The organism is Endozoicomonas sp. OPT23 (assembly GCF_009653635.1).
Classification (GTDB): domain Bacteria; phylum Pseudomonadota; class Gammaproteobacteria; order Pseudomonadales; family Endozoicomonadaceae; genus Endozoicomonas_A.
This window is the reverse complement of the sequence record NZ_PPFD01000003.1, coordinates 746,213-759,394: the sequence shown is the minus strand read 5'-3', so window position 1 is coordinate 759,394 and position 13,182 is coordinate 746,213. Positions and strand designations below refer to the sequence as shown.

7 protein-coding genes are annotated in these 13,182 nt (G+C 46.1%); 5 read left to right on the top strand and 2 right to left on the bottom strand.

Annotated elements, in window-relative coordinates; translation table 11 throughout:
- Window positions 1–130 precede the first annotated feature (130 nt).
- From EOPP23_RS09255 to manA, 4 genes are all read left to right on the top strand, one after another.
- On the top strand, window positions 131–781 hold the full coding sequence (locus EOPP23_RS09255) for a TetR/AcrR family transcriptional regulator (RefSeq protein WP_153765660.1): 651 nt from the start codon (window positions 131–133) through the stop codon (window positions 779–781).
- Window positions 782–2,155 carry an efflux RND transporter periplasmic adaptor subunit gene (locus EOPP23_RS09250; RefSeq protein ID WP_153765659.1) on the top strand — a complete coding sequence of 458 codons (1,374 nt, stop codon included), beginning with the start codon at window positions 782–784 and terminating at the stop codon, window positions 2,153–2,155.
- Window positions 2,152–5,238: an efflux RND transporter permease subunit gene (locus tag EOPP23_RS09245; protein ID WP_153765658.1), complete on the top strand. Its 3,087-nt coding sequence runs from the start codon at window positions 2,152–2,154 to the stop codon at window positions 5,236–5,238. Before EOPP23_RS09250 ends, EOPP23_RS09245 begins: the two co-directional genes overlap by 4 nt.
- A gap of 67 nt (window positions 5,239–5,305) precedes the next feature.
- The gene (manA, locus tag EOPP23_RS09240) at window positions 5,306–6,505 is read left to right on the top strand and encodes a mannose-6-phosphate isomerase, class I (protein ID WP_153765657.1); all 1,200 of its coding nucleotides are present in this window, start codon (window positions 5,306–5,308) and stop codon (window positions 6,503–6,505) included.
- Window positions 6,506–6,682: 177 nt separating this feature from the next.
- Here manA and EOPP23_RS09235 read toward each other — a convergent pair whose 3' ends face one another.
- The gene (locus tag EOPP23_RS09235; RefSeq protein WP_153765656.1) at window positions 6,683–7,759 is read right to left on the bottom strand and encodes a hypothetical protein; all 1,077 of its coding nucleotides are present in this window, start codon (window positions 7,757–7,759) and stop codon (window positions 6,683–6,685) included.
- Window positions 7,760–7,906: 147 nt separating this feature from the next.
- On the opposite strand from EOPP23_RS09235, the gene EOPP23_RS09230 reads away from it, so the two are divergent.
- Window positions 7,907–11,734, top strand: coding sequence for a hypothetical protein (locus tag EOPP23_RS09230; protein ID WP_153765655.1), 3,828 nt, complete (start codon window positions 7,907–7,909; stop codon window positions 11,732–11,734).
- A gap of 57 nt (window positions 11,735–11,791) precedes the next feature.
- Here the strand turns inward: EOPP23_RS09230 and EOPP23_RS09225 are convergent, their stop codons facing one another.
- Window positions 11,792–12,919: a hybrid-cluster NAD(P)-dependent oxidoreductase gene (locus EOPP23_RS09225; RefSeq protein ID WP_153765654.1), complete on the bottom strand. Its 1,128-nt coding sequence runs from the start codon at window positions 12,917–12,919 to the stop codon at window positions 11,792–11,794.
- Window positions 12,920–13,182: the final 263 nt, after the last annotated feature.

Genomic DNA, 13,182 nt, shown 5'->3' with positions numbered 1-13,182 from the left:
GTAATTGCGGTTGGAAATAATAGTTAGGTGTAATGGCAAACTGAGCCGTTTCCGTGCAGAAAATATTTTACAGTAAGTGCTCTTTACTATTTAATTACTCATCTGAGTAGTTAAATGGGTAAAGCGTACCATGTCCAATGAAGCACCTGTAATCTCAGCCCGGGGCCGGCCTGCAGACGAAGCCAGACAGGAAGAGCAAAAGCGTAAATTGATGATGGCTACTCAGGAGCTGATGGAAGAGAAAAGCTACAAAAGCATTACCATTCGTGAGCTGGGTGATAAGGCGGGGGTTAACTCAGCCATGATTCGCTATTACTTTGGCAGCAAGGAAGGGCTGGTACAGGCAAGCCTGCAGAACTTTATGTCTTCACATTTCGCTGAGCTGCAGCCGCTGCTGGAGATGGAGCGCCCTGTAAAACCTTTCATTCAGTTTGTCTCAAAAATATTGAATCAGAATGCCATTCTTGCCCGTTTGATACACGACGAAATACTGAATGATGAATCACCTTTAAGAGAAGTTATTATCAGTGGCTTTCCCTCTAGAATTGCTCAAACGCTGCCAGGTCTTATTCAACGAGAAGTTCATCAGCAACAGCCTGATATTGAAATTAACTGGAAGTATGCAGCCTTTAACCTGATGTCGATGCTGATCCTGCCCTATATGGGGGCTCCGGTTCGCAAGATGGCATGGGGAATAACAGATGAGGAGTTGGTAGCACCCGAATGGACTGATCATGTCTACCAGCAATTTATGTCTGGATGTCTGAACAGGGAGCATTAAATGGAACTTCTCAAACGGAAATGGATGCTGCCCCTGATAGCAGTGCTTGGGCTGCTATGTCTGGTTCTGATTATTAAACTGAAACCGGCAACAGAACATAACCAGCAGGTAAGGCCAGCAACACCCGTTAATGTCATTGCTATCGAGAACCACAGTGTTCGCCCCACGATTACCGGCTTTGGGGTCGTTAAGCCGGACTTGCTGCTGCAGGCTAAAGCCGAAGTTTCTGGCCGCATTACCTGGGTTCACCCTGCTCTGAAGAAAGGTGAGATTCTGCCCAAAGATACGCTGGTCATGATGATAGACGACAAAGACTATCAGCTGGCACTCAAGCAGGCAGAGGCAGACCTTCTGGTTTCCAGAACCAATCTGAAAGAGAAACAACTGACGATTAAAAATAACCAGCTGGAACTGAAGCTGGCCAATGAAAAATTGAAAGTGCGTCAGGCAGAACTGAAGCGCTTCAGCAGTCTGAATAAAAGCGGGTCGGTTTCTCAGTCCCGTCTTGATCAGGAGCGTCAGACCCTGTTACAGCAGCAACAGGAAGTTCAAAAACTGGAAAACCAGCGCACAACATTGCCATCTGAACTGGAAGTGATGAAGGCAAAGATTCAGATAGCGGAAGCAAAGGTAGAACAAAGTAAAAGAGACCTTGAGCGCACCAGAGTGGTGTTGCCATTTGCAGCGAGAATCTCGGCAGTTCACGTTGAACAGGATCAATACATAGGGAAAGGCAACAGTGTCTTCGATGCCGCAGGCATTCAGAAAGTCATGATCAATGCCCAGTTTTCCATGGACCAGTTTGCCCGTTTTGCCAGAGGCTTTGGCAAAAGTGAAGTCAGCTTTGGTAATGGGGCTGATTTTCCGGTGATGAGCCAGGTTCTGGATAAGCTTGGTCTGACAGCTACGGTAGAAGTCGCTGGCAGCAGCTTTAAACCCTGGCAGGCGAAAGTTGAACGGTTCAGTGACAGTCTCGACCTGCAGAGTCGTACAGTAGGTGTGATCGTTTCAGTAGAAGGCAGTTATCGTCAGGCTGAACCGGGTGTAAAACCACCGTTAATTGAAGGAATGTATATGCAGATAAGCCTGCAGAGTAAGCCTTCCGAATTTCTGGTTTTGCCACGGTTTGCACTCCATGAAGGAGAGGTTTTCAAGGTTTCTGAAGACAATTCACTGGTACGTCAGAAGCTTGATGATCTTTTGCTTCAGGGTGACCTTGCCCTTTTAAAGAGTACTAATAGTCAGGGCTTGAAGGCTGATGAAAAACTGATTGTGTCTGACGTGTTTCCTGCTGTTAATGGCATGAGAGTGGAAGCTATTGAAGACCAATCAACAGCAGAGCAAGTGAATAGGTGGCTGGAGGCAATGCAATGATTCGTTTCTTTGCAGCCCACCCGACAGCCGCAAACCTGTTGATGGTTCTGTTCTTGATACTGGGTGTGGTCAGCCTGCCTGATATCAAAAGGGAAACCTTTCCCGAGATAAAAAAATACACCGTAGAGATTAAAGTACCCTACCCTGGCGCTGCCCCGCTGGATGTCGAGCAGGGTATTTGTCTGCCTCTGGAGGATGCGCTGGATGGCATCAGCTTTATCGAAGAAAAGGTCTGCAGTGCGCAACAGAATATGGGCGTCATGGCAGTAAAAATGCTGGAGAAAAGTGACTTCGGTAAATTCCTTAACGACGTGAAGTCAGCAGTGGATGGCATCAACGATTTCCCTAAAGAAGCTGAACTGGCAACGGTGATGGAAACAGGCAGAACGCAGAAAGTCAGCTCTGTTGCTCTCACTGCTGATCTGCCCAGAGCTGAATTAAAAAACCTTGCTGAATCCCTGAAACAGAAACTGTTACAGCACCCTGATATTCCACTGGTAGAGGTACAAGGTTTTTCAGAGCGCCAGCTGCTGATTGAAGTGCCGGACCGATCTCTGAGAAGTTTGGGAATGAGCCTTCAGGAGCTGGTTCAAACACTGCAAAAGCAGGACCTTGATCTGCCCCTTGGTTCTATTGAAACCGTTGGCCAGGAAGTTCAACTCAGATTTAACGATGAACGTCGTACGGCTGATGCACTGGCGAATCTGATTGTATTCACAGGTAAACAGGGCAATGAAGTCAGGCTGGGTGATATCGCTACCATCAGAGACACCTTTGAGCTGGCAGAGGACAAGGTGTCCTTCAATGGTAAGAGTACAGCCCTCCTCAACATCAAGAAGAATACGATCAACGACAGTCTTGTTGTGCTTTCTGCCGTAGAAACTGTGATCGCTGAACAGTCACAAAAACTGCCTGAAGGTGTGAATCTGGAACTGACTCAGGACGCCACCAGTATTGTTAAGGACCGTATCACCCTGTTAGCGACGAACGCCTGGCAGGGCTTACTGCTGGTGTTCGCCGTGATGTGGCTGTTCTTTACCTTTCGCTATGCTTTCTGGGTGGTGATGGGCTTGCCTGTTGCTTTTATGGCCAGTTTTTTTGTTCTGGGTCACCTTGGTGTCACTATCAATATGATCTCTATGGTCGCTTTGCTGCTGGCTCTGGGTATCCTGATGGACGACGCTATTGTTATATCTGAATCCATTGCCAGTCAGATTCGCAAAGGACTCAAGCCGTTGGAAGCAGCGGTTGAAGGAACAAAAATAGTCGCTCGTGGGGTTCTTTCATCCTTTGCTACAACCCTTTGTATTTTTGTCGGGTTGATCTTTCTGGAAGGGAATATTGGTCAGGTGCTGAAAGTCATACCTGTTGTTCTGATCACGGTTATTACGGTCTCACTGGTAGAAGCTTTTCTGATTCTTCCTGCACACCTTTATCACTCACTGAACCATGCAGGTCAATCGGAACCAACGCCTCTCAGGTTGGCGTTTGAACAGAAATTTGAAGCCTTCAGGCAGCATGTCTTCAATACGGTTGAGACGCTGATTAAGTATCGCTATGCCTTTATTGGCAGCGTTATTGCGGTCTTTTTTCTATCGGTCAGCCTGTTGGCATCGGGTGTGCTGAAGTTCTCTGCTTTTCCCAGTATTGAAGGCGATTTGCTGGAAGCCAGAATCATGATGCCCGCTGGTACTCCTTTGGCCAAGACGGAAGAAGTCGTTCAGCGGTTATTAACGGCATTAGATCAATCCGGTCAGACACTGAATGCCAATGAAAAAGAAAATTTGGTTAAAGCGGTAACAGTCACCTACAACACCAATGCGGATGCGGGCGAATCAGGCCCTCATATGGCCACTATCAGTGTGGATTTGCTGACCGCGGAGCAACGGCATACCAAAATACGGCAGTTGATAAATGAATGGCGAGCTAATGCTGGAACCATTGCCAGTGCGCAGACTATTACTTTCAAGGAACCAGCCATTGGCCCCAGTGGCAGAGCTATAGAAATAAGGCTGTCCGGCCATGATCTGGAAGAGCTGTCCGAAGCCGCAGAAGAGCTACAAAACTGGCTACGAGGCTATCCGGGTGTTGAAAACCTGATGACAGACCTCAGGCCGGGCAAGCCGGAATACTCTCTGTCTCTCAAACCCGGTGCACTGAACCTAGGCATTGATGCCCAGACCATTGCCAACCAGACCCGTGCTGCCTTTCAGGGAGTAAAGGCTCTGGAAACCAATGTAGGGCTGGAGACGTTTGAAGTTACAGTTAAATTGTCGCCTGAATCCAGAGATGAGTTTCAGGACTTTGATAGTTTTCCTATCATCCATCCTCAAACCAGAGCTCAGGTTCCTCTCTCGACTGTGGCTGATATTGAACAGACTCGTGGCTATTCAAAAGTAACCCGGGTGAACAATCTCAGAACAGTGACTGTCTACGGTGATATAGACAGTAAAATAGGCAACACTTCGGCCATTCTCAGTGATGTTCAAAAGCGCTGGTTGAAAGGTTTTAAACAGCGTAACCCGGATGTTTCTGTCAGCTTTGAAGGGGAAGTGAAGAGCGGTGGTACAACTCAGAAATCTATGATGAGTGCTTTTGCTCTTGGCTTAATCGGTGTTTTTATTCTGCTCTCTTTCCAGTTCAGAAGTTATGTCGAACCTGTGATTGTTATGGCGGCTATACCGCTGGCATTAATCGGCGTGATCTGGGGACATTTCATTATGGGTCTGGCTTTCACCATGCCATCGATGCTGGGGTTTGTATCCCTGGCAGGCATAGTAGTGAATGACTCTATTCTGCTGGTGGAGTTCGTTAAAAAGCTTGTGGCAGAAGGGTTAACGGTTCATGATGCTGCAGCCAAAGCCAGTTATGATCGCTTTCGTGCTGTGTTCCTGACTTCAGTGACAACCATAGCGGGAATGACTCCGTTATTGTTCGAAACCAGCCTGCAGGCTCAGGTGTTGATTCCACTGGCGACCAGTATTGTGTTTGGTATTGCCATGTCGACACTGTTGGTGCTATTTGTGATTCCTTGCCTCTACTCCATTCTTGAGGACTTTGGCTGGGCAACTACACAAGATTAACTGGCGGGCAATAACTTAACTCATTAACTATATTGAAGCGTTTATAGAAACAACCATTAAAAGCTGTATGGCAATTTATAGACTTCAGTTCCAAGAGCAGAACTATGAATGGGGAAGTGTTCATGGCATCAGTGATCTGCTGGGCATTAAAAACCCCGACAATAAAAAAATCGCAGAGCTTTGGCTTGGTGACCATCACCGGGCCCCGTCCCTGATTGAATTGCCTGAAGGAGTTGTACTGCTGGACCAGTTTCTGGCAGAGCATCCCAAGCATCTTGGAGAGGATTCAAGAGCCGCTTTTGGTGACCACCTGCCTTTTCTCTTCAAGGTTCTCTCTGCGGAAAAACCTCTCTCCCTTCAGGTTCATCCGAATCGAAGGCAGGCAGCTGTGGGCTTTTTGAGAGAGCAGAAAGACGGTATTGAGCTGACTGCATTTAACAGAAGCTATCCCGATGATAATCACAAGCCTGAGCTGCTCTATGCACTTACACCCTTTCGAGCGCTTTGTGGCTTCAGGCCTGTTGAAGAGATAGAAGACAATCTTAAGCAAATAAACTCTGAACTGGCTGATCGTTTGCTACAGGCATTGAATTCAGCAGCTCCGCAGGAAAAGTTGAAAGAGTTCTACTCTGTACTGATGAGCATGCCTCAGTCTCAGCAACAGCAGTTAATCAGCCAGTGTCTTTTATGCAGTTTTACAGATGTAGTAATCGAGCAGGAAATCAAAAGGCTGAATACATTCTTTCCCCAAGACATAGGCGTCCTTAGCCCTTTGTTTTTGAACCTTATTCAATTGCAGCCGGGTGAAGCTATATTTATGGCTCCGGGAACGCTTCATACTTATCTGGAAGGTACCGGGCTGGAGGTCATGGCCTGCTCGGACAATGTAATTCGGGGTGGGTTAACAGAAAAGCATCAAAATGTGGAAGAACTTCTGGAAGTAGTTAACTGGTCAACTTCAGGGTCTTCAGAAAGCTTTGTTTTATCAGGAGTTACCAAATCTGAGAGGCAGGTGTTGGAAGCGCCTGTCAGCGATTTCTGTCTTTCAGTGTTAACGCTGAAGGAAATAAAAGTCAGTCACCGAGTATATACGGCCACCATTATTCTTTGTCTTGAAGGTGAAGCCGAGGTTTCTGATCAAGCTGGCTCAACCATGAAACTTATTCAGGGGCAGTCCTGTTTTGTCAGTGCGTTAGGTGGGCAGATAAGTCTCTCAGGAAAAGGCAGGTTGGCGAAGGTGAGTAGTAATATTGGCAAGGAAGGCTGACCATCTTGAAGTTGTGGTTTTCAGCTTATTGCTGTCGTTCAGGCCAAATGTTGTCGACCAGTCGGCGTTCCTTAACATTCTCAACATCTGCGCCATAAGCCCAGATACCAATATTCTGCTCGGCCAGATAGAGAATTGCTGTGGCGAATTTATTATGGGATAGAGAGTTATTTCAGCTTAAAGAATCATATTGGTGAAAGCAGTCCATAACTTACCGTCGATAAATAATCTTTTTCCGATTATGAACCCTCGCACTTCCCTTAACGCTTTATTGCCGTCCCTTCCGTGTTTTGGCTGTGCACGGATTTTCTGACATTTTGTTATAAGCGCACGAATAACCTGTTCTATCCTGCTTTGGTCATGTACTGATTTTTTTAATTCAGTCACTAGTTGGCTAGGTGTCATCTCTTCCAGAGTTATATGTGGAGCAGCATCAGCTGGAAGCGGTCGTTTATAGGTAAACTCTTTCCTGGGCGGTTTGTCTCCCCCTGCTCCTGCTCCCATACCTTGCGATTGTTTACTTTTTCCGGCAATAGAGGAAGCTTCGGTGTCACTTTCGTCTGAACTGGAATCAAACCAGTTCTCTTTCTCTTTTTTACCATTACCACTGTCTGATGGTGGTTCCTGACCGGGTACGGAAAGGCTGATTTTTCCGCTGGAACTGGAGGTTAGCTGAATATGAGAAACTTCAGATAAGTCGTTATGTGATTTCTCAGGAGGAAATGCTACCTGCAAAATGTCGTTTGATTCCAGAGTGTATGCATATTCAAGGCAGGATATCTCTGATTCATGGAGCGCTGAATCAATAACCAGCCAGTGATAAACAGGACTGTTTAATAACACCCATGTCTCGGAAGAACTACTGATCACGAGAACTGGCGATAGAGTTAGAGGCTTATATGAATCGTATCTAATACTATTTGGAAAAGCAGTCCCTTTGATAAGAGAGTGAGTTTGCTGGCTGGCAGCAAGATGAATTTCTGGGCGATGAATAAGAATTGAATGGCCACTATCCATACCAGTAGCGGATCTTAAAATTTTAATAAATGGGCGGCTGGTTCTATGCATAGAGAGCTGGCAGTCAACGTCTGTGCAGACCATTGCTGCGGAGCCTTCGTGAAAATCAGGAATGCTTCCTGCCGGCAATTCTATATTCCAGTTTGATAGGAGTGCAGAATCAAATACCTCAAAAGAGTGTGAGTGAACCTCGACAGAGAGACTGGCTGCTACCAGAAGAACCGCCGACGTTTTCATACTTATTCTCCACTTGATATTTGAGGCATTCAGAATAGTTCAAAAAATTGACACTATGGGCACCTTAATTGGCAGGATACGGCTCACCTATATTTAAAAAGTAATATTTAACAGGTGTGTACACCGCATCTCAATGGAAGAGATTTTATGTCCTGGCCTCCTGTGCGTGGTTCCGTAGGAACCCCACCGACATCTACACAGAGTCATACATCTCCGCCTGTTCCCCATGGAAAAACTTCCAACCTGCGTTCTATTTCCATATCTCCGCACATTGTTTCTTTGTATAGCAATGATCTGGATACCCTCATTGGCCAGGTAGCCAAACGGTTTAATCAAAGAACAGCAAATACTCTGCAAACATTAGGCTTATACAAGGAGAGAAAGGCTCAGCCTCTTTCTCTGGAACAAAAGGCTGCAGTCATCAGTCTGGCTGAATACATCTATACCGGTCCTGAAGGTGGTCGAACCAAACGAGATCTCAAGAGCTATATAGTTCGGGAAGCCTTAAACCAGACAATAGAAGATGATTCAGGCTACAGCTCATCAGACAGTACTGATTCTATAAACTCGGTGGCCCCACCACTGTCTCCCGATCAGGAAAGAGAGTTCTACGAGGTATGCTGGGATCAGGGTGAGGAGCTAGCTCAAAGACGTCTGAGGTTTCTAAAAAATGATCCGTTGATCATCAGAATGAACGAGCTTGTCAAAAATCAGGAAGCTATGGTCAGGCTCATGAACTCTAAACAGGCTGCTCCCTTGATCGACAAGTTGTTACAAAGGCAGAAGCTTACGGATACTGAAGCCGCTGCCCTCCTCTCTCAGGTTTCTCATCTGGATGCCATTTTACAGAAGGAGCGTGGCAAGTCTTATCAGTCTGCTGAAGCAGCCATGCCTTACAGCTCTTCTGTCGATATAACTCAACCGGAAACGACCTGCGACATTCTGGAGTTGCTTGGTGGCGCTACTGAATCCAATAGCTTAAAGAGAGAAATTCAGCTGTCAGAACTCGGTCAACTGGGCTTAAAGTCGTTAGCGCATGTCGATGCAACCGAGAAAAAGCATGAATCTGGCAGATCTTATCCACATCTTCGAAAAAGTGCGGCAGAGAAAGGCATGCGACTGGAAGGTGAAGCTGCAGACCTGGAAAAGTTTCGTGCAAAAATGCTATCTGATTATGCTTATCAGTCCCGTGCGACAGTGAACGATTTTTCTTCTGCGTCGAAGCTGAAAGTATTGGTTGAATCGGTTCAGCAGGATGCGGTTAAGACTGCTGAGCACAATGCTCGTATGTCAGAAGTTTTGTTCCTTATGAAGGAGCGTGCCGAAACATGGAAACGAACAAGCAGTATGGTTGCGCTCTCTCAGTTATGTAGTAGTTTGCGAGATCTTGCAGAACTTAATGATGACCCTCACCTCTCGGAGACACTTGAATTACTCGCTGACCACTTAAGCGATCAGGTGCTCAGCCATACCCGTGCAGAATTTGAAGCAGAATTAAGAAGGCAGTTGCGGGATCTTGAAAAAGGCGGTGCTGCCCGAAGTATTATGGTTTCAGTGAATCTTGGAGCCAGTCTGGCAGCTTACGGAATTAAAGGTGTGTCACTTGACCTTGGTATGGATTTCACCTTCAAGGTAACCGGCAATGATGATACTCGTGTTCGAGAATTCAAGGTGATCAACAGCACCTGCAAAGTCACGGGAGGTGATGAAAAAATTATTACTGGCTCGGCAGAGTTAGGTATAAAAGTCTCAAAGGGTAAAGTTTTCAGAAACCTGGATGACTTTGTCAGCTTTCATGCTAACGATATAGCGCCTCTATTACTTACCAGGGTTGAAAAGCTGGCAGGCAATGCAAAGGGAGTTGTTCAGGTTAGAAGACAGCAAGCACTGAAACAAAAAGTTGTAGCTGATGCTGACCTGTTAACTAAAAGGCTTCAGGAAAACGGCATACTGCTGACTTCTCAAAGAGTGAAAGTTGAAGCAGAGAAAAAGCCAAACTATGCCGAGTTCAGACGAGCAGAGGGTTCTCTGAAAGGTGAAGTTACAGCTTTGGAAGGCATGCTTGATGCGTCCTTGAAAGCGACTAATACAGTGACAAAATTCACGACACGAACTGATTTACTGGATGCTCTCAAGAACAACCCTGACAAGTTTTATACCAGTAAGCGGTCACGTATCTCACTCTGGGTGCCAGCCAGTAAAGAAGAATGTGAATGGGCAATCCGTAAAAAATGGTGCGAAAAAAATGGCATGGAAGGTTTCGAAAGCAAAGTAATGCTGTCGAATTTAACGCAGCAGGAAAAAGAAGATCTGCTCGCGGAAGCATCAGACGGTGCACAACACAAACAGGACAGTGCAGGACGTTTCCAAAAAAGGGTTTCCGGTGATGAAGGTATTGGCTGGATTAAGGCTCAGCAACGACAATTACACGAAAAAAATGTGTCAAAATCAGCCAGGCTAGAGATAAGGGAGAAATGCAAACAGGCAATACTGGACCAATATGCAGAGAGAGATCTCTACTACCACACGCTTAATGCAATGGATGGGCATATTGGTGTCGAACATCACCGCAAGGCAAGGCTGGCTACTGTTGAAAAAAGCTTCAGAGAAGTAGTGAACGCAAAAAGCCGGGGTGAGTTTATTGAAATTCACACCTTTACATACTTCCGGCTCTGGATGACTTATATGATGACATTCACTAAGGACGAAAATCCGGCAGTGGATGATGCCCTGTTTTTCCAGCCTCTTGAACAGTTCATTGAGCCGACACTGACTAACCCGCAGGTTCATCTCAGCGATGAAAATGATGTTCGAAAGCACTTGAGACTTCCTGCGGAGGCAACCAGTAGTGCGAAATCTATTGATGGTGAAATTGCCATTAAAGTGCCACACACATCAATTAAAGGCGCAGCCAACTTTACCTACATAAGAACAGAAAAAAACACCAACCCGGATAACGACGGTGAGTATATGAATTTAAGTTTTACCGTTGGTGCTGGTGGGCATCTTGGTAAAGCGATTCATTTAGTAGGAGAAGCACTTAAACAGAAGAATCTTGATGGCTCACAAACCCCTAATCCTCGACTTGAGCTGTTTCTCTCAGGACTCGAAACCGGTGATTTTGATATGACCGCTGAGGCGGATGTGAAACTGGAGCTTAACTTTATTCACAGAGATCGAAAGCTATATAGAGCCGAGGATCAGGAGAAAGACTGGCACCTGCAGTATGTAAGGGTTTCAGGCAGCAATAGTTTGGGTGTAAAAACACCCAATATAGGTATTCCAACAGGGCCAGTGGGTCAACTTAATCTTGGCTTTGGGGCAAAGGTCAGTGGCGTAAATAACTGGTATGAACGCGCTGGTAACAACACCCTGACGTACGTTTACACGAAATACAATGGTTGGAAGAGCGGTCGGAAAGTGGGTGGCGATTCATGTTATTGGAAAGCCTGGGCAGAACAGAATAGAAAATACTTCCATGAAATGTTGGTGTATATGGGGCGTAGCCATAAGAACGCCTATGAGGAAATGAACGAAACCTTTAAGAGTATTGAGGCTAACTTTCCCTCTTTCAGCGGTACTATGAGCTATCAACAACTGATGGATTTCAAGAAGAAATTTATACAGAAACTGTCGCTTTTCTCTGTTTGTGACCGTCTGGACAGACTTATTAAAAAGAAGACTGTTTCAGAGGGTGATATGAGAAAAGCATATTTAAAAATAATAAGAGATTGGCCTGCCGCCCGGAAGAAACTCTCAGTTGACCAGTTTGTTGCTCTTCGAAGCAGGGTAAAGAGCGGAGACAGTCCAGCTTTATATGCTGCTCTGGGAATAGATAAGAAAAAAGATCAGCTGGATTACGACAGGGATATGATGCCTATGTTTCAGCAGTTTCTGGATCTGGAACATCAGGCTTATTTACAGGAAGCCCGCCGTCGTTATACTCCGTCGTTTAAGCATCTGCGTATTGTTTAGCGTATTATTCAACAATGGGCTGTCAGATCAACAACCCATCTCCGCATTGATTGCCGCTTAAAAATCCACAACCATATTTTCTTTTGGAACACTGCAGCAGGACAAAACAAAACCGTCTTCTATATCCTGTTCAGTAATACCGCCATTATGCTCCATGGTGGCACTGCCCTTTTGAACCTGTACCTTACAGGTTCCGCAAATACCCATACCACAAGCCTTGGGAATATACAGATCTGCTTTGGTTGCAGCAGTGTAGAGCGTTTCGCCTGGCATTATCTCAACTTCCTTACCTGAACGGCTGAAGCTGATGGTGTGTAGATCGGCATCCTCAATGGCGTCAGCCTGCTCCTGGGCAATATCTGCCTGTTCGATGGCCTCTTCACGAACATCCACCGGCATTTCGCCAAAGAACTCTTCGTGATATCGGGACATATCGAAGCGAGCTTCATCCAGTAATCTTTTAACTGCCTGCATATAAGGCACAGGACCACAGCAGAAGATTTCCCGATCCATAAAGTCCGGAGCAATCATTGCCAGCTTGGAAGGGTCAAGATAACCCCGATACCCTGCCCAATGCTGCCCCAGCTCGACTTTTTCACAGATCAGTGAGTAGGAGAAGTTGGTGATGCGGGAATCCATATGTTCCAGCTCACGGTGGAATACAATATCTCTTGGTGTTCGTGCACTGTGCACAAATGTCATATCGACATCGGCATTAGTATCAAAGAACCAGCGAGCCATCGACATAACCGGTGTTATGCCTACCCCTCCAGAGAGCAGAAGAACCTTTTTGGCTGGAAAATCGATACAGTTGAAGTTACCCACAGGGCCATGAACAGCCAGCTGGAAACCTTCTTCCAGATTGTCGTGCAACCAATTGGAAACCAGACCACCAAGGTCACGTTTCACAGTGATCGAAAAACTGTAGGGAACCGACGGCGAGCTGGAAATGGTGTAGGAACGCATTATCTGCTTGCCATCAATTTCCAGCTCTAGAGTGACAAACTGCCCAGGTTTGAAAAAGAACATGACAGGCTGCTCGGCCATGAAGCAGAAAGTTTTCACATCCCAGGTTTCCTGAATCACCTTCACACAGTGAACGCTATGACGACCATTGGCCCAGGTCTGGGTATTTACCGGACTGAACGCTTCAGACTGCTCGGCAACGGATGGTGCATCTATCATTTTTATAATCTCTTATTTTTGACCGTCGCAAAGGAAGGAATAAGCAGCTCCAGGTGTGCTTACGGCTCCCATGATGTAGGTATTCTCAGTGCTGTCAGCAGGCGCTGGTTAACAATTAACGACATTCTTTTGGCCTTTCACGACGCTATCAGGCAACTGGCCCTCTGCAGGTCGAGAATTGTGCTGCTCAAGTCGCAAACAGGCACTCATCCTGGTTTTTTTTGATAGACGATTGGCTGAAAAAAATACCTTTAAAAAAGTGT